The 17,134-nt window shown below is 64.9% G+C and carries 21 protein-coding genes; 16 read left to right on the forward strand and 5 right to left on the reverse strand.

Annotation, left to right across the window (positions count from 1 at the left end; translation table 11 throughout):
• Positions 1–40 precede the first annotated feature (40 nt).
• The 4 genes from ACFVUS_RS28705 to ACFVUS_RS28720 all read left to right on the forward strand — a co-directional run bounded on the left by ACFVUS_RS28705 (position 41) and on the right by ACFVUS_RS28720 (position 2,946).
• Entirely contained in the window at positions 41–688 is a 648-nt protein-coding gene (locus tag ACFVUS_RS28705) for an MspA family porin (protein ID WP_387773096.1), read from the forward strand.
• A 68-nt stretch (positions 689–756) separates the two neighbouring features.
• Positions 757–1,041, forward strand: coding sequence for a hypothetical protein (locus ACFVUS_RS28710; protein ID WP_387773099.1), 285 nt, complete (start codon positions 757–759; stop codon positions 1,039–1,041).
• Positions 1,042–1,844: 803 nt separating this feature from the next.
• A complete protein-coding gene (locus ACFVUS_RS28715; protein ID WP_387773102.1) occupies positions 1,845–2,348 on the forward strand; it encodes a hypothetical protein in 504 nt (167 codons plus the stop codon).
• A gap of 31 nt (positions 2,349–2,379) precedes the next feature.
• On the forward strand, positions 2,380–2,946 hold the full coding sequence (locus ACFVUS_RS28720) for a hypothetical protein (protein ID WP_387773105.1): 567 nt from the start codon (positions 2,380–2,382) through the stop codon (positions 2,944–2,946).
• Positions 2,947–3,144: 198 nt separating this feature from the next.
• Here ACFVUS_RS28720 and ACFVUS_RS28725 read toward each other — a convergent pair whose 3' ends face one another.
• Together ACFVUS_RS28725 and ACFVUS_RS28730 are read right to left on the reverse strand one after the other, a co-directional pair.
• Positions 3,145–3,801, reverse strand: a complete 657-nt coding sequence (locus tag ACFVUS_RS28725; RefSeq protein WP_387773108.1) for a response regulator — start codon at positions 3,799–3,801, stop codon at positions 3,145–3,147.
• The gene (locus ACFVUS_RS28730; RefSeq protein ID WP_387773111.1) at positions 3,798–4,931 is read right to left on the reverse strand and encodes a sensor histidine kinase; all 1,134 of its coding nucleotides are present in this window, start codon (positions 4,929–4,931) and stop codon (positions 3,798–3,800) included. The genes ACFVUS_RS28725 and ACFVUS_RS28730 overlap by 4 nt, the downstream gene beginning before the upstream one ends.
• Positions 4,932–5,090: 159 nt before the next feature.
• Between ACFVUS_RS28730 and ACFVUS_RS28735 the strand changes: the two genes are divergently transcribed.
• Complete coding sequence (locus ACFVUS_RS28735) at positions 5,091–5,567, forward strand: DUF6326 family protein (RefSeq protein ID WP_387773114.1); 477 nt, start codon at positions 5,091–5,093, stop codon at positions 5,565–5,567.
• A 35-nt stretch (positions 5,568–5,602) separates the two neighbouring features.
• Here the strand turns inward: ACFVUS_RS28735 and ACFVUS_RS28740 are convergent, their stop codons facing one another.
• Complete coding sequence (locus ACFVUS_RS28740) at positions 5,603–5,947, reverse strand: hypothetical protein (protein WP_387773117.1); 345 nt, start codon at positions 5,945–5,947, stop codon at positions 5,603–5,605.
• A gap of 51 nt (positions 5,948–5,998) precedes the next feature.
• Between ACFVUS_RS28740 and ACFVUS_RS28745 the strand changes: the two genes are divergently transcribed.
• The gene (locus ACFVUS_RS28745; RefSeq protein WP_387773120.1) at positions 5,999–6,427 is read left to right on the forward strand and encodes a PucR family transcriptional regulator; all 429 of its coding nucleotides are present in this window, start codon (positions 5,999–6,001) and stop codon (positions 6,425–6,427) included.
• A gap of 87 nt (positions 6,428–6,514) precedes the next feature.
• Here ACFVUS_RS28745 and ACFVUS_RS28750 read toward each other — a convergent pair whose 3' ends face one another.
• Together ACFVUS_RS28750 and ACFVUS_RS28755 are read right to left on the reverse strand one after the other, a co-directional pair.
• Positions 6,515–7,447, reverse strand: coding sequence for a hypothetical protein (locus ACFVUS_RS28750; RefSeq protein WP_387773123.1), 933 nt, complete (start codon positions 7,445–7,447; stop codon positions 6,515–6,517).
• An 11-nt stretch (positions 7,448–7,458) separates the two neighbouring features.
• A complete protein-coding gene (locus ACFVUS_RS28755; protein WP_387773126.1) occupies positions 7,459–7,671 on the reverse strand; it encodes a hypothetical protein in 213 nt (70 codons plus the stop codon).
• 236 nt (positions 7,672–7,907) lie between these two features.
• On the opposite strand from ACFVUS_RS28755, the gene ACFVUS_RS28760 reads away from it, so the two are divergent.
• From ACFVUS_RS28760 to ACFVUS_RS28805, 10 genes are read left to right on the forward strand one after another with little or no spacing between them, the layout of a single operon-like run.
• On the forward strand, positions 7,908–8,597 hold the full coding sequence (locus ACFVUS_RS28760) for a hypothetical protein (RefSeq protein WP_387773129.1): 690 nt from the start codon (positions 7,908–7,910) through the stop codon (positions 8,595–8,597).
• 30 nt (positions 8,598–8,627) lie between these two features.
• A complete protein-coding gene (locus ACFVUS_RS28765) occupies positions 8,628–9,482 on the forward strand; it encodes an MlaE family ABC transporter permease (protein WP_387773132.1) in 855 nt (284 codons plus the stop codon).
• Positions 9,479–10,351 carry an MlaE family ABC transporter permease gene (locus ACFVUS_RS28770; protein ID WP_387773135.1) on the forward strand — a complete coding sequence of 291 codons (873 nt, stop codon included), beginning with the start codon at positions 9,479–9,481 and terminating at the stop codon, positions 10,349–10,351. Before ACFVUS_RS28765 ends, ACFVUS_RS28770 begins: the two co-directional genes overlap by 4 nt.
• A gap of 7 nt (positions 10,352–10,358) precedes the next feature.
• Positions 10,359–11,381, forward strand: coding sequence for a hypothetical protein (locus ACFVUS_RS28775; protein WP_387773138.1), 1,023 nt, complete (start codon positions 10,359–10,361; stop codon positions 11,379–11,381).
• A 1-nt stretch (position 11,382) separates the two neighbouring features.
• Positions 11,383–12,378: an MlaD family protein gene (locus tag ACFVUS_RS28780; protein ID WP_387773141.1), complete on the forward strand. Its 996-nt coding sequence runs from the start codon at positions 11,383–11,385 to the stop codon at positions 12,376–12,378.
• Positions 12,366–13,385: an MlaD family protein gene (locus ACFVUS_RS28785; RefSeq protein WP_387773144.1), complete on the forward strand. Its 1,020-nt coding sequence runs from the start codon at positions 12,366–12,368 to the stop codon at positions 13,383–13,385. The genes ACFVUS_RS28780 and ACFVUS_RS28785 overlap by 13 nt, the downstream gene beginning before the upstream one ends.
• On the forward strand, positions 13,385–14,419 hold the full coding sequence (locus ACFVUS_RS28790; protein ID WP_387773147.1) for an MlaD family protein: 1,035 nt from the start codon (positions 13,385–13,387) through the stop codon (positions 14,417–14,419). Before ACFVUS_RS28785 ends, ACFVUS_RS28790 begins: the two co-directional genes overlap by 1 nt.
• Positions 14,416–15,402 carry an MlaD family protein gene (locus ACFVUS_RS28795; protein WP_387773150.1) on the forward strand — a complete coding sequence of 329 codons (987 nt, stop codon included), beginning with the start codon at positions 14,416–14,418 and terminating at the stop codon, positions 15,400–15,402. The genes ACFVUS_RS28790 and ACFVUS_RS28795 overlap by 4 nt, the downstream gene beginning before the upstream one ends.
• Positions 15,399–16,355, forward strand: coding sequence for an MlaD family protein (locus tag ACFVUS_RS28800; RefSeq protein WP_387773153.1), 957 nt, complete (start codon positions 15,399–15,401; stop codon positions 16,353–16,355). The genes ACFVUS_RS28795 and ACFVUS_RS28800 overlap by 4 nt, the downstream gene beginning before the upstream one ends.
• Before the next feature lie 15 nt (positions 16,356–16,370).
• Positions 16,371–17,093, forward strand: coding sequence for a TetR/AcrR family transcriptional regulator (locus ACFVUS_RS28805; RefSeq protein ID WP_387773156.1), 723 nt, complete (start codon positions 16,371–16,373; stop codon positions 17,091–17,093).
• Positions 17,094–17,134: the final 41 nt, after the last annotated feature.

The following is a 17,134-nucleotide window of genomic DNA, read 5'->3' on the forward strand; positions in this document are numbered from 1 at the left end:
GGTTCGGGCGGGTCTCACCGAGAAGGGGGCAGGCGAGGACATGGTCACCGCACGCACCATATTCACCACCGCGTTGTTCGCCTCCGTCGCCGCGGGCACGCTCACATCGGGTGTGGGCATCGCCGGCGCCGACACCGTGCCGGACAAGAACCGCGTCGTCGACACCGACGACGGCTGGCAGCTCTCGATCACCAAGACCGCCGAGAACCTCGACCGGTATCCGAACCTGGCCTCGACCATGTTCACCCGCGAAGGATTCGTCGCACTGAAGGCCGTGGCCGAAGTGAACGGCACTGGCCGCCAACCCGTCTCGGCCGGCAGCCTCACCCTGGGATATCAAATCGGCTGCCAAGTGGACGTCTCCAGCGGCCTGACCCTAGGAATGGGCTTCTCCATCGGCCCCAACGCCTCGGTCACCATCTCCCAATTCCCAGGTGCCACGATCGGCGGCCAAGCCGCGGTCAACCCCAACATCTCCACCACCCTGCGACCCGGCTCGATCGCCACCATCGACTTCGGCACCAAACCTCTGGCCACCAACCGTGCGTCGATCACTGCCGACCAGGTCGAAGTCAAGATCGACGCCTGCATGGGACCGGTGACCCTGCGCTCCTACGCGACGGTCCGCATCTCGACTCCGACCGCCGATAACTCGGTGACCGTCTACGGCGACCCCATCTGGCTGTGAAAAATGCAGTGCCCCAAGTCTTTAGCGCCAATTGCCAGCAGCCCAAGCTCAGGAAGGCAGTACCGCTGATGAACGAGACAACTCCCGCCGTCGAGGCAGCCGCGTCACATCGCGCAGGATCGGCACCGGAACCACCGAGCCAGGCCGTCGTCGCTCTCGGTGGTCTCGCACTAGGACTGACCCTGCTGATCGTGGCGTTCGCGAAGATGGACCGGATCCCCGGCTGGGCCGACAACTACGGCGCGGTTGTGGTCTATCTGGTCTTCTTCCTCTACATGTCCGTCGCCGGGCGACTCACCTGGTGGGGTATCGACACCCTGCGAGAGCAGGTCAAGAACCTGCGGGGCCGCTGATGCGAGCCCGCCTCGCGGTGCTCGCGCTGGCCGCAGCCGCCACAGGACTCGGTATCGGCTATACGGCTCTCGCGGGCGCGCCGTCCGCCTCCGCGCAGGGGTATGTGCCATGTGCGCAGTGGCAGGCCATGCACCCCGGCTGGCCGTGCATCGATACCCCACAACCGCCGCCGGGCGGCCCACCGACGGTGTCCACCCCGCCCCCGCTGCCCTCGCAAGCCCCGGGTATACCGTCCCAACCCGGTGGTGGCGGCGGGGTCGGCGCGGGCGCGCTCACCCCGCCGCCCATCGAGCCTGGCAACGGCACACCGATCGTGCCGGTCCCGGGCGCGGAATCCCCGACCCTGCCCGGCAACCAACCCTCGGCACCGGTCGCACCGCAGCAGTTGCCGATATCGCCTGTACCGGAGACGATTCCGGCGGCCCCGCCACCCAACGATGGTCCCGCGCCCGATGCGGTACCTGGCCCGGCTCAAACTCCGGTGCCCGCGACGACAGCGCCGGTACCAGTGAACCAGGATGTTCCCGTGTCGTCAGCGCCCATATCCGATGGTGGCGATGAGCGAATCCCGTGGCTGTTGCTTGCGGGCGTCGCTGCGTTCCTCGCGCCAGTGCTGCGGCGATCTCGCTTCGGACTGTCCTCGAACATGCCTGGTGTGTCGCTTGTCAAAGATGACATACCAGCGGTACCTCCGCCCTCGGTATATGACCCGCTTCCGGGGATGGCTCCGCCAGTAACGCCTCCTCCCCCCGGCGTACCGGTGTTGACCTCCCGATTCAGTATCACCCGGTTGTATCCAGGGGTGTTTGCGCCGCTGGGTTGGTCGACGCGCAACTTCAATGACAACCCGGGAATCCCGGGTGTCTACTCGCCGGGTCGCGGTCCATTCAGCGGCTTCGCCGCTACGATTCCTCTCGATCCCGAAACCGTCGAGGCAGCTACAGGCCCGTGGTCTGGCAACGTGTTGAAACCGGATCCCATTACCGGCCAGACCGGAATCTCCATCCCCACCGGTGGTAAGGGGCCCAATGCCGAGAACAACTCTCTCGCCATCGACATCACCAAGAAGGTCCAGTTACGGATCGTGGGCCTCAAACCCATCGTGTTGTCATCGATGGATCTCAACGGCAACCCCACGCTGGCTGTCACTTACGAACCGGTGTTCCAGGTCCGCACGCTCATGTACGGCATGGGCACGATGATCGTCGGACAGCCGTCGGAGTGGGCCGACATCTCGATCGATCAGGTACAACAACTGGAAAGGATGGGAGCCATTGTCCCGGTCATCCCTCAACCCGGCCAGTAGTGTCGGAGTCCGCCCGACTCGACGCGGCCGCTTGGCGGCCGCTCTGACAGCGGTGGTCATCACGGCGCTCACAGTGGGTTGCACCTCGAACGCTGATGAATCGGCGCCGCCGACTTTGACGCAGGCCAATGCGCGTCAACGAATCGAGTCCTACATGATGGCGACGCTGAACGCATTGCCCCGAGGGGTCCGTCTCACTCTCGCTCCAGAAAGACTGGTCGAAGGCCGTTCCGCCGATCAGTTGGTACAGCCGATGGCCACAGCCCCGTGCGACGGCGATCTGAACGATACGACCGGGCCGGTGAAGGCACAGGTCGTGTATTACGTATCGGGAATCGCGTCCGGGCAGGCAGACCAATACTTCACCGACGTACGGAAGTACTGGGCCAGCCAAGGATGGAACGTCACCGAGACAGAACTCGCAGTGCAGTCGATTGCCGCCACCTCCGATGGCTATCAACTGATTGTCCGCCACGGCAACGCGACCGACGACGGGGTCGGCCCCGACGTTCTCATCCTCGGCGGAACCTCGCCCTGTTTCTCCCGCACTGCCACAGGGACTACGTCCCCACTGCCAACCGTTGTCGAACAACGCTGACATACGAGGCACGCAACCTTTCCAAAGCCACTTACTGCGACCAGCTCGGGTTCGTCGCTCGGGAAATCGATGTGTGGGAAGGGTTTTCGCTCGTTGCGGCGCTCGACAATCAAACACGGTGGTGGCATGAACCGCCGACATGCTGGGCAGGGTCGTTCTGATGATGCAGGGAGAGGTCCATCCCGAACCCGTGACGGTTCAATCGGTTCTCATGCGGCGGGTGTCGTATGCCCACATCGCGATCTCGACGCGGTTGCGGGCGCCGAGCTTGGTCAGCAACGATGCGACGTGGGTCTTAGCCGTGCTCAGGCTGATGAAGAGTTCGGTGGCGATTTCGGCGTTGGTCCGGCCTCGTGCCACCAGTGCGAGCACCTCTTCTTCCCGCTCGGTGAGCGGGTCGGTGGGCTGAAGCGGTACCAGCGGTGCTTGGTTGGCGAAGGTCTCCAGTAGTCGGCGGGTGACGTTGGGGGCGATCAATGCGTCCCCGTTGGCCGCCGCGTGGATGGCCTGCACGAGGAGTTCCGGTCCGGCGTCTTTGAGTAGGAAGCCGCGGGCGCCGACGCGTAGTGCGCCGAGCACGTATTCGTCCAGGTCGAAGGTGGTGATCACGACAACGGCCATCGGGTCCGTTACGCCCGGTCCGGCCAGGCGTCGAGTCACCTCGATGCCGTCGAGCTCGGGCATTCGGATGTCGACGAGGAGGACATCGGGACGCAGCCGGGTCGCAAGGTCAAGCGTTGCGAGCCCGTCGGCTGCCTCACCTACGACTTCGATGTCGGGTTGAGCGCCGAGGATCATCACCAGTCCGGTCCGGATCAGGTCTTGGTCGTCGGCTACGACCACACGGATACTCATGCCCGCACCGGCAGTACCGCTTCGACGACCCAACCACCCTCGGGCCCCGGCCCCGCGGTGAGCGATCCGCCGAGGAGTTGGGCGCGTTCGGCCATGCCCAGCAGACCGAACCCGGGCGACGGGACCGGCCCCGGCTCGGTCTGTCCATCGTCGCTGACGCGCAGCCTGACGGCGTCACCCTCCCGGCGGACGTCGATCCCGATGCGGGTTGCGTTCCGGGCATGCCGTACGGCGTTGGTTAGCGACTCTTGCGCGAGCCGGTAGAGCGCGGCGTCCACGGGTCGTGCCAGTCGGGTCAGCGAATCACCTAGTGAGACTTCGACATTGAGCGTCGTATCGGTGCGTGCCAGTGTGGGTAAGTCCGCGACACCCCGCTGCGGTGAGTAGGCGACGGCTTCCTCCTCGCGCAGCACCCGCACCATGGATCGCATCTCCGCCAGGGTCCTCGACGCTTCAGCTTCGATCACGGCGAGTACCTCGACAGCCTTCTCCGGCTGGACGCCGGCGACCACGCGACCGGCCTGAGCCTGCACCGCGATGGCCGAGACATGGTGCGCGACAGTGTCGTGCAGTTCGCGCGCCAGCGCCACCCGCTCCTGATTGCGGATCTCGCGCCGCTGACGATGCCAGAGGTCCGCGCGGTAACGGAACACCGTCGCGAGCGCGACGATCAGCAGTACGAGGACGCTTCCACCGAAAATGTCGGCCCCACCCGCGGAAGAGGCGTACATCCCCAGTGCGACGACAACTGCCACGAACACAATCCCCGCAACTATCTCTCGTCCCGAGCCCCACCGCACCAGGGAGTAGAGCAGGATCAGGATAGCCATCATGGAGTAGAGGCCGAGATCCCCACCGTGCGTGGTCAATTGGAGGATCGAAAGCAGTCCTGCGACACTCCACCCGACCAGAGCGGCAATCAGGGGCCGGCCTCGCCGCCAGAGCAGAGCGGGTACAAGCGCCAGGCCGAGCAACGCCACCAGGGGCCGCCAGGCCAACCCCGGCCGAACGATGCTCTCGACCGCGACCGCCACCGCGAACACACCCACCAGCAGCCAGTCGCGACGACCGATGGGTGGGGCATCAGCAGGCCGCGGCCCATGCCATATGGAGCGCCGGACAGTGATCACAGCTCCAGCTTAGAGATCGGCGCACCCGGGCGTACCAGCCGAAAGAACGAGAAACGGATCATGCCATCGGCCAGGTGAACTCCGGCCTCCGGGCGGGTGTGCCCAGCGCCGTGCTCAGCGATCGTGGACCAAACGATCCGCAACACAACGGAGCCCATGATGAGCACACCTCGAAGCAGCACCCCACTGACAGATCAGCCGATCCCGCTGCGAGCCAAGCTCGCCGCAGCGTGGACGAGCTTCATGTTCCTGTACGCATACGTCGACATTCTCAACTTCTTCACACCCGGCGCCGTCCAGGACATCCTCAACGGCAAGGTCTTCGAATTCGCTCTCTCCCAAACTTTTTCAACCACGGCACTCACCCTCATGGCCGTCCCGATCTTCATGATTCTGCTGTCGATGACGCTGCCCGCCACGATGACCCGCATCGCGAACCTCATCGTGGCGTCGCTCTACATCCCCGTCACCGTATTCAACTTGGCGGGCGCGTCATGGCTGTACTTCTACGGCCTCGGCGTCGTCCTGGAACTGATCCTTCTCGCCCTCATCCTGCGATCCGCCTGGACCTGGCCCCGCACCGCACCCTCGGCGACCGCCCCGGACGGCGGCCGGATGATCAGTGCCCACCCGTAGTGCTGATGGTGCTGGCGAACTATCGGGCGGATACGTCATCGTTCGCCAGGTCCGGTCCAGGGTTCGATGATCCTCGGAGTGCCCTCGGGTTGTGCCTCGTTTTCGAGGTAGATCGTGTACAGGCGTTTTTCGGCGAGCAGATAGACCTCTGGGCAGCCGTCGATCTCGACGGGATCCAGGTCGCCGAGGTGCGCCAGGTCGGGCACCAGCACATACGAGGGGTCATCGGTCCGCACAAGGGTTTCCAGACGTTCAACCGGGTCAATCGATGGTGCTTCAACGTAGGCAATCATCGTCAACTCAATGCCGAATCGTGTTGCGGTGTCCCAAATCTGGTGTTCGATCTCGGAACGCCGTTCACCGGCAAGGGTTTTGCTCATGTATGCGATTCCGCGCATGGTTTTCGCTCTCCAAATTGGGTAACTCGGACAGTGCTCACATTCGGACCCTGTACAAGACCGTCCGTCTCGGTCACCTCGTACAACCCCGCGGAGATCGCGTTGCTGGTCGCCCGCGCCCCCGAGCCCGGACTCGAACTCGCACACGCGATTCTCGGCCCCGTGCTCGCACTGCCCGACCCCACCGACCGTGACACGCTGCTCGATACCCTGCACCTGTGGTTCGAATGCGCGGGTTCGAGTTCGGCGGTTGCGGCCCGGCTGCACTACCACCGCAACACGATTCACCATCGGCTGCATCGCATCGAGGCACTCACCGGGCGCAGCTGCTCAGACCCGAAGGCAGCCGCCGAACTCTATCTCGCCCTGCGCATCGTGCGCCTGCTCGACACCACCCGCCGACCACAGCGGCGCACAGCGCGAGATGGGAATTTGGTCACCGGCCACGGCGGAATCCGCTGAGTCGGAAGGGGTCTGCGAATAGCGCGGACGGTGGGCACGTCACGCTGTGCACGACGCCGTCGTCACCGCCGCGTGGCAGCACGGTATTCAATCCCGGTTCGTCGGCATGTGCTGCGGCGGTTGCCCTTTCGGTACGCCGGTGCGGTGAATTCGGATGGTTCCTTCGATGGCCGCGGTGACGGACTCGAATTCTTCGCGGCGGTGTCCGTCGAGTGCGTCGGCGAACGATCGGAGTTCGGAATGAGCGCCGCGGGTAAGGCCGGTGTCGGCCAGAGTTCGCTGTCCCTCGGTGTCGAGGCTGTCGAAGAGACGGTCGGCGACCTCGGTCCGCAGGTCGGTGTCGAGGCGGGCGATCACCGACAGCGCCGCGAGGGTTTCGGATTCGGCCGCCGGGGTAAAGAGTTCGTGCAGGAGCGGGCGGCGGAGTCGGCGGAGGGTCTCGTTGAGCCAGCTGTCGGAGGTGGCGTAACCCAGCGCCTCGAGGATTGTGCCGAGGTGCTCGCCGTCCGTGCTGAGCGCCTCGATCAGTTCGGTGAACAGTTGGTCGTTGTCGACGCTGCCGAGTAGCAGGGTCACGGTTGCGAAGTCCTTGCGTGTCAGCAGAATTCGCGCCGCGGGGATCAGGAGTGGAATTTCCAAGCCGGCAGATATGCGCGGTATGACCCGGGGGTCGATGGACGGGGCGGAGTCGGCCATGTAGCCCGGGCTCAGCCTGCGCAGAATCGCATTGATTCGATGGGGGTGCGCGATACCGAGTGCTCCTGCCGCCCGCCCGGCGACCATGGGTGGCACCGCCAGTTCCGCGACTTTGGTGACCAATGCGTCGGGAACGAGCGGTGCGAGCTTCGCGACGCGGCCGAAGATCGGTGCGAGTTCATCGAACAGATAGCCGGACACGAGTTCCCGCAGCGCCTGGATCTTCTCGGCTCCCAGGTTCTCGAAGGTACTGATCTCCTCCGGAGCGATGCCCAGGGTGTGCGCGAGCAGCTGTAGCTGGACCTCGGTGATCAGAGTGTGCATTGTGTTGCGTCCTAACCGAACAGGATCTTCTTCGCCGGGATACGGATGAGGCGGGGCAGGATTCCCAGTGCTTGATCGATGGCCGCCATGGTTTCGCGGTGTTGTGAATCCCGTTGACGCCGAAGCGATGTGAGCAGCATCTCGGCCTGTTCGGGGGTGAGGCCGGTGACCACTCCGGTGTCGTCCGCGAGCAGGCGAGTCAACTCGCCGACAGGTTCGCTCATCTGTTCCAGCCTTCTTGATCTCAAATATGACAGCAGCGATTGTCATTTAATGGCTTCGGGGAACGGTCGTCAACTAGTAGCGCGGCTATGGAACCCGCGCTTCCTGCAAAAACATGCAATATCGAGACTTCCCCTAGTCAACCCGAGGTCTGGCTGTTAGCTTGGGCACACTAAATGACATGCAGTGTTGTCAGTTTTCGACCTTCGGTCGACTGGTGACCGATGGAGGGTGGACGATGTCGAAACAGGCGGCGACGGCGGAGATCGAACGTCCCGAGAACCAGGACGAAGCGAGCGAGGGGGACGTCGCCGGTTCCGAGGCGTCCGGCAAGTCCGAGGTCGGCCGCGGTCCCGCGCACCGAATGCGGCAACTGACGACCGGCGGCACGGTGTCGATTCAGCTCAGCACCATGGTGCTGCTCGGCGTGGTAGCCGTATTGCTGCTCGCCGCCGCCACACTGGGCTGGCTGGCACTCCAGCGGGGGAGCGAGCGCGATGCGGCGCGCGCGCAGGTTGCCGCGCTGCATTCGACAGCCGATGACGGCAAGCACGCCGAGCAGGTGGCGAGCGACTATTCGGTGGGCGCCGCCCAGATGGATTTCAAGGATCTCGGGTCGTGGTCGCAGCGGCTGACCGCGAATACGTCACCGCAGCTGGCGAACAAGCTCAAACAGGCGGCGTCCTCGATGGAACAGATCATCGTGCCGTTGCAGTGGGTTTCGACGCCCACCCCAATCACCGCGTCGATCCGCTCGGAGCAGAGCGGTATTTACGTCGTGACCTGCTTTGTCAGCGTCATGACCAAGAACACCCAGGCACCCGCGGGCGTCCAGTCGACCGCGACCTACACCGTCACCATCGACAAGAACGCGGGCTGGAAGATCACCGATGTCGGCGGCATCGATTCGGCGATGAGCGGCAAATAGATTCACGCACAAGGGGACGGCGTAGACCTCATGGAAGAACTCGACAGCGCATCGTCGCTCGCCAAAGTCGCCCACCTGCTCGACGTTCCGGTCGATCATGTGGTGGGTATCGGCCGCGCGAGTGCGGCAACACTGGGTAGGTCGGTCCTGCTGGGAATTTCGATGATTCGCCATCTGGTCCGAGACCTCGTCGGCCGCAGGTTTCCATTCGGCGAATTCCTGCAGCAGGCCTGGCAATTGCTGAAGGTGACAGCCGTTCCGGCGGTCCTGATGGCGATTCCGTTCGGCGCGGTCGTGTCGGTGCAGGTCGGTGGATTGGTCCACCAGGTCGGCGCGGATTCGCTCACCGGTGCGGCGAGCGGTCTGGGCATCATCCGCGAAGGCGCGCCGCTGGCGGCCGGTCTGCTGCTCGGCGGTGCCGCGGCCTCGGCGATCGCGGCCGATCTGGGGGCTCGGGCCATCCGCGAGGAACTCGATGCCATGCGGGTCATGGGAGTCGATCCGGTGCAGCGGCTATTGGTGCCGCGTTTGCTTGCCCTGCTTGCCATTTCGCCAATGCTGCTGATCGCCATCGTGACGGTGGGCGTCGGCTCCTCCTATCTCGTCGCCGTCGAACTCAACGGTGTCAGCCGAGGCAGTTTCTGGGCTTCGTTCGGCGCGTTCGCCACCACCGCTGATCTGGCGGTAGCGGTGATCAAGACGCTGGTCGCGGCCGTACTGGTGGGGATCGTCGCCGGATTGCGCGGACTGGAGACGCGCGGCGGACCGCGCGGTGTCGCGGATGCGGTGAATTCCTCTGTGGTGCTGAGCGTTACGGCGATCATCCTGGCCACGCTGTTGATCACGCAACTGCAGACCATGTTCCTGCCCAGTCAGCTCGCATGAGTACCACCGTTCCGTCCGGCTACCATGCGATGCCGCGAATCGCCCGGATCGGCCGGCGCATCACGCGCCCGAGCGCAGCCCTGTTCGCCGAAATCGGCAGGGCCGCGGTGTTCGTGGGTCACACCCTGTGGCTGCTGCCGGTCACGGTGCGCCAGTACCGTGCCCAGACCTTCCGGGTGCTGAACAATCTGGCCTGGGGCCGAGGCTCGCTCATCGTTGACGGCGGCGTCGTCACCACCATGCTGATTCTCGGTGTCGCCATCGGTGCGATGGTGTCGATCGAGGCGTTCGCCGGACTGGATCTCATCGGATTCGGCGCGCTCTCGGGCGTGGTCGGCGGGATGGCCAACATTCGTGAGATGGCCCCGATCGTGGCGGGAGTCGGTTTCGCCGCGCAGGCCGGATGCCGGATGACCGCGGAGATCGGCTCCATGCGCATCGCGGAGGAAATCGACGCGATCGAATCGCTGGGCGTGCGCACCGTGCCATTCGTGGTCGGCACCCGGCTGATCGGCGGAATGCTGTGTGTCGCACCGGCTTATCTGGTGACGCTGCTGGTCAGTTTCGTCACCTGCCGCCTGGTTGTCACGATGGTTCATTCCCAGTCCGCCGGTACCTACAACCACTACTTCGAGCAATTCCTCGACCCGGTGGACGTGATCTACTCGACGATCAAGGCGGTGCTGTTCTGTGCCGTGGTCACGTTCATCCATTGCTATTTCGGCTTTTTCGCCTCCGGCGGTCCGGCCGGTGTCGGTATCGCCAGCGGGCGCGCCATCCGCGCCAGCCTGGTGGCGATCATCATGCTCGATTTGATATTGACTGTCCTGTTGTGGGGGGTCACACCGGAATTCGTGTTCACGGGGTGAATTGACTATGTCTGAACTATTGGCCGGATCGGCACAGCGACAACGGCGAGTGCTGCTGGTGACCGGGGTGGTCACGGTGATGGTGCTGTTGATCGCGGTATTCGCCGCCGTGCGGATCAGCGGCCGCGAGCCTGAGGGCGTCCTACACCTCACGCTCCGAACCGCCTACCTCGGGCACGGCATCACCGCGGGTTCCACGGTGGTCCTGCACGGTGTCGAGGTGGGCCGGGTCGACGCGGTGCACGGCGGCCACGCGGGCGGGGTGGAGATCGGTATTCGATTGCGGCGCAATCAGATCGGTGGACTCACCGATACGGTGCGCTTCGACTACCGGCCGATGAACTATTTCGGCGTCTCCGCCCTCAACCTGCTGCCCGGCCCGGGTGGACGAGCGCTGACCGACGGTCTGCGGCTGGACCGCGCGCCCGAGGGCGACTTCACCATGGCCTCGCTGCTGAGCCGCACCTCAACGGTGGTAAACGGCGTGCTCACCGATCACATGGTCGAGGTGGTGCGGCGCATCGCCGAGTACACCGATGCGCTCGCGCCGCTGATCGAAGCCGGGTTCGCCGTGGCCGACGCCGTCGCCGAAACCCAGCGGCAGATGCCGGATGTCACACTGCGCCAGTTGAATACGCTGCTCGATCCGCTGCTGCTGTTCACCGACGATGCGATCTCGGCGGTCGAGGCGGTGCGGGAGGTGCCCAGCGCCGAGGTGGTCATCGACAATTTCGGCCCGATGAACGACACCATGCAGTTGATCGCCACCGGATTCTTCGGTCCGCTGGGAGCGCTGCTCGGTTCGCACGCCGCAGATTTCACACCGCTGACAGAGATAGTGCGCACGGTGTCGGATCTGGTCTCGGTCACCCTGCGCAAAGCGCAGCTCGGTTCCCGGCTCGATCAGGTGCTCTCCGGATTCGAATCCGCCTACACCGGAACGGATCAGGACAAATCGCTGAAACTACGCATTGTCCTGGACCAGCTGCCCGCCCTTGCCGCGGCGCTGCCACTGCCCGGAGGGAACTGATATGGGCACCACACCACGCCAAGCGCTGTGGCGGCTGCTGATCGCCGCGGCTGTCACCGCCGGGCTGTTCGTCGGCGTCGGCAATGCGCTACGCAATCCCGTACACGGTGACACCTTCCCCTACACAGCGGATTTCATCGATGTCTCGGGCCTCCGAGTCGGTTCGGACGTGCGCTTGCGGGGGGTGCAGATCGGCAAGGTGACCTCGATCGACATTCAGCGTCAAGGCGGCGGAAATATCGCCGTTGTCGGATTCGCCATGCAACAGCGCTATCGCCTGACCACAACCTCGCACCTGGCGGTGAAGTACCAGAACCTCAGCGGCGCACGCTATCTGGACTTCAACGAAGATACTCCCGGCGCGCCGGTGCGGCACGCCACCACCCAGATGACCACCTCGTCGTTCGACATCACGACGTTGTTCCACGGCCTGGAACCGGTGCTGCGCACCCTGGACCCCGGCGAGATCGACACGCTGGCCACCAACGTCTCGGCCTTCCTCGCGGGCGATGGCGCCGGTGCGACCGATCTCGTGGCAAGCGTGAAGAAGATCGCTGATTACACCGCCGACCGGCAACAGGCCGTATCCACGCTCGTGCGGAACATCGCCTCGATCTCGGACACCATGAAGGGAAAGTCGGATCGCGTGCTGGAATTCATCGAGAATTTCGACCTCGCCCTCGATAAGACGATGACCGTACTCGACCAGTTCTACGCGACCGCCACCTACGGACCGGCGTTCGTCGACGCGGTCAACCGGCTGCTGGACGGACTCGGCCTGCGCGAGGGCACGGACATGGACGCGCTGCTGAAAACCGCACTCGCGCAACTACAGGACGCTCCGCAGACTCTGCGCATGCTCCCGCCCATGCTGTCGGGGTTACAGCAGCTCACCGCGGCTAAGGTCGACACCCGCTGCACCAATGGCCCGGCGGCGTTGCCGCGAGGCGTGCAGGTGCTGCTCGCCGGTCAGCAGGTGGTGCTGTGCAACCGATAACTCGGCTGGTGCGTCGCGTGCGGGCATATCTGAGCGCCTGCGGTTCCGACCAGCGGCACGTGCTCATCGGCGTGATCGCGCTCGGGACGGCGGTGGTCGTCGCAGTCGCCGCGGGTGCGCTGTATCTGCACCCGCCGCAGCAGCGGCGAGTGGTGTTCGAAACCACCGACGCGGCTGCCCTGCGCTCTGGGGAGGAGGTGCGCGTCGCCGGAACCCCGGCGGGCAAAGTCAGCGATGTGCGGTTGCTGCCCGATCATGTCGAAGTGGTGCTGGCGGTCGACAATTCAATATTTCTGGGCGCTGAGACCGCCGTCGATATACGAATGCTGACCGCGGTCGGCGGCTACTACGTCGCGCTGGTATCCACCGGTGATGCGGCGCTGGGCAACCGGACGATTCCCGCCACTCGGGTACATCTGCCCTACCGCCTACCCGAACTGCTCGATGACGCACCGCCCAAAATCGCCGACCTCGATGCCCCCACCATCGGCGCCGACCTCGACAAGGCCGCCGCGGCGCTGGAGGCGAATCCGGGTTCGGTGAAATCCATGATCGACAGTGTGCAGGCACTCGCCGGGGTGCTCGAACACCAGCGCGACCAGGTGGGAACGAGCCTTGCGGTGACGCAAGAGTATCTGGGCAAGTTCAGCGATCAGCGCGATGTGCTGTTCACTATGCTGCGCAAGGCGGCGATCGTGCTGCGGGTCCTCGAAGACACCCACGTCGAATTCGCTTATGCCTACGACGGTTTGGCGCAGATCTTCAGCAAGGTCAAGGTGCTCACCACCTTCTACTCGAACCACCGTGACGAACTCTACGGCGCGGTGCGGCAGCTCGACGCCGCGGCGCGGAGTGTCGATACCGACCTGCCCGGCCTCATCGGCCAAGTGCAGACCTTCATCAATTACCTGCAATCGCTGCTCGGCCCCGATGGAGTCCGCCTCGCCGGCGGTGATCAGGTGCTGGCCACCGACCTGTGCGTACCGATTCCCGGAAGGAGCTGTTGATGGCGCGACGCTACCGAGGACCACTGGTGCTCACGGCCCTGGCCGCCCTCGCCCTCGCGGTCGGGCTCACCGTGGCCACCGATACGAGTTCGGGCAGCACCCGGGGGTTCTGCGCGATAATGCCGGACACCATCGGGCTGTACCCCGGCAATTTCGTTACCAGGATGGGGGTGAAAATCGGAACGGTGCAGCGGGCCGATCCGGTGGGCGCCGGGGTGAAGGTGACCTTCGCGCTCGACGATGATCAGTCGATCCACGGTCCGGTCAAGGCGGTGACGCGGTCGACCTCGATCCTGGCCGATCGCAGCTTGGAACTTGTCGGAAGCGACGGCGCCGGAACGAAGTTGGTGCCGGGAGACTGTATACCGTTGTCCAGTAACGCGACTCCGAAGAGCATCTCCGAGATCACCGCGGCTACCGCCGGTCTCATCGACGGCGTCACCCGATCCGGTGCGGGTGATACCGCGAGCCGGGCGCTGGACGGTTTCGCGAGCCAGCTGGCGGGAAATGGCGTGGCCGCCGGTGACGCGGTCGCGAGCCTCGCGCGCGCCGTCGCGGACCCGGACCATGCGACGGCGACACTCGGTCAGCTGCTCGCGGACACCGCGCCGCTGTTGGCCGCGACCCGCGCGCACTGGGATGACGTCGAATCCGCGCTGGCGGCAGCGCCACCGGGAATCGACGCGGTGGCCATGCGGGTCTTCCCCGCCATCACCAAGATCTTCGATGGTCTGCCCGGCGCCATGGATCTGTGCCTGGACCTGGCGCAGCGCTACGGAAACCTGCTGTGGCCCGGACTCGACACCGTCGCCGCGGCGTTGCACCTCGCGGCCACGGGACAGGACAGTATCGTCACACTGACCAATTCCCTTCCGGTACTGGCAGATTCGATCAGCGCGCTCACCAACGCCCGCACCGGTCAGCCGATCTCGGTCGTGGCACCGAGGTTCCGGCTGACCGCGGTGCCCGGGCAGCCGGAACTGTCGGTCACCGAGCTGCTGCAACTGGTACTCGAAGGTGGTGCACCCCAATGAGAAATATGCGCCATACCCTCGCCGTGGTCATCGCGACGGCGCTGGCCGGATGCTCGGCGAATCCAGCCGATCTGCCGATGCCGGATGATCTCATCCGGTACGGATATCCACTCACCGTCGAATTCGCCAATGCGCTGAATCTGCCTGCCGGAGCCAAGGTGTCGTTCGACGGCGCGGGCGTCGGAACAGTCCGCGGCATCGAGTTGCGTGCCGGCGTGGTGGCCGTCGAGGTGGAAATCGATGACGGTATCGCGATTCCGGCCGACAGCACCGCGACCATCACACAGGACACCGTGCTCGGCGACGCCTACATCAAGATCGACCGGCCGGGTGCGGACGCGAATAACGCCGCGCTGACACCGAATACGCGCATCAACCGCGATCACACGGTGTCGCCCGCACCGCTGGAGGACACCCTCGCGGTGCTGGCGAACTTCCTCGGCACCGGCTCGGTGCAGCGCATCGAGCAGACCATCGGAAAGATGAACGCGGCGCTGCCACCGACCGCCGACGGGGTGCGCAAGGTCGCGGGCACCCTGGCGGCCGATGTACGCGCCCTCGCCGCCGACACGAACGACCTGGACCGCATGCTGGCCAGCGCCGACGGTATCGCGCAGGCGGTGAACCGGCACGCACCCGACCTGGAGAACATCTTGTCGCCGCACGCCATGAAGCTGTGGGCCAATCTGCGGCTGCTGATCGCCAATATCGGCATCCTGCTGCCGTCGGTGGGCAGCGTCTACACCGGCGGCAATTGGCTGGTGCCGGTGATCGATTCGCTCGCGACCACCCTCGACAATGCCTCCGGCACAGGAGTGGGATTCGCGGGCACCGGTGCGAGCGTGCAGCATTTCCTGCGGACCACGCTGATGCCGTTGCTGAGCAAGCCCAGGGTCGATGTCACCTCCCTCGTCACCGCTGATGACACCGAGCAGCTCGATGCCGTCACCGCTGTACTCAGAATGCTGGGAGCCCTCCGGTGAAACTCAAGAACATGCTGTCCGTCACCGCACTGGTTGCGCTGCTCGCTTTTTCGGTCGTGGCGATCGGCAGGCAGGGTGTGCGCTGGTTGCCGCCGTCGGACCAACGCCATGCGGTGCTGTCCGTCAGCGATGCCGATGGGATCGTCGCCGGTTCCAAGCTGTTGATGCGCGGGGTCCCCATCGGTCAGGTGCGTGCGGTCGAAACCGCCGCTGACGGAGTGGAGATCGACTTCGGCTACAACGACAGCTATCGGATTCCCGCCGACAGCGACTTCCGCATAGAAAGCCTGTCCGCGCTGGGAGAGAGCTATATCGCGGTACTGCCGAAAACTGTGGCGGGACCGTACTTCGCCGACAACGAGCACATTCGCGCCCGCCGATCAACAGCGCCGCGGACCTTCGGCGACCTGTCGGCCGCACTCACCCGGATGATGAACGGCGTCGCACCGGACACCGCGAACTCCCTTGTCGGCGAACTGGACTCGGCGCTGCCCGCCGATATCGCGGTGGTGCACAACCTGTCCCGCGCCAGCGCACTGCTGGCCTCGACCCTGTTGATGAGCACCGGCTCGATCCGCGATCTGCTCGTCGACGGACAGGTGATATTGCAGCGCAGTGGCGCTGTGGGTCCCACCATCGCCGCGGTCAGCGATCCGGGGCGGATGCTGGGGGTCAATTTCGCGACCCTGGCCCAAACCGCGGTCCAAATGATGCAGACCAATGACTATCCACGGGTGGTGCAGATCGGGCCGCTGGTCCTGTTCGGCAGGCTGCAGGGCTTCGAGGACAAGGTCGGCCCCGATGTGCGCGGCCTCGCGGGTTCGGCGCTACCCGGGATCAGTGCGGCCGCGAACTCGTCCGGAACCATCGATATCAGCCGTCTGCTCGATACGGCGCTGGCCGCAGTCGCGGTGCCCGGTGCGGTCACCCTCCACGTCACCACGCCGCGATAGGGGATAATCGACCTCATGACATCGCAACCGACCCGCGCCGCCCGCCGGCCCCATCGGTTCGCGGGTATGAGTAAACAGGATCGCGTGCAGGCTCGCCGCGAGGCGTTCCTGGAGGCGGGCATTTCGGTCATCGGCGAGTCCGGGATCGCGGAGACCAAGGTTCGCGACGTGTGCCGTAGGGCGGAGCTCACCGAACGGTACTTCTACGAGAGTTTCGAGAATCTCGACACCTTCGCCAAAGCCGTCGTCGAATCGGTGGCGATGAAAGTCGCGGGACGGCTATTTCTCAAGGCGGTCGGCATCGACGAGGGTCAGGCCCGATTGCGGGCGGTGGCAAAGGAACTCGTCACGATCATGGACGAAGACCACCGGGTGGGACGCATCCTGTTCGTCGAAACCGAACGGGCCGGCGGCGCGCTGGCCAAGCTGCGCCAGCAGATGCTGTATGCCACCACCTGGCTGATGACCATGTGGCTGGAGAACCCCGAATCCAACACCACGGTCGTGGCCGCCATGCCGATGCTGACGCAATTCATGAACGGTGGCTCCGATGCCGTGGACCCGGTCATGGGCGATATCACCACCATCGCCATGGCCGGCGCCGCCGCCGAGGTGCTCATGGCATGGGTCGATGATCGACTCGACATGACCGCCGAGGAGCTGGTCGACTATCTGATCACCTTCATCGACGAAGCCGTCATCTGGCGGCGGAAGGTCACCGGCCCGGAGCGGCAATGAACAGCGCTGTGCCGGTAAACGCCGTAGGGCCGATCGTGAAA

Origin of the sequence: Nocardia sp. NPDC058058 (assembly GCF_042885355.1) — a bacterium.
Classification (GTDB): domain Bacteria; phylum Actinomycetota; class Actinomycetes; order Mycobacteriales; family Mycobacteriaceae; genus Nocardia.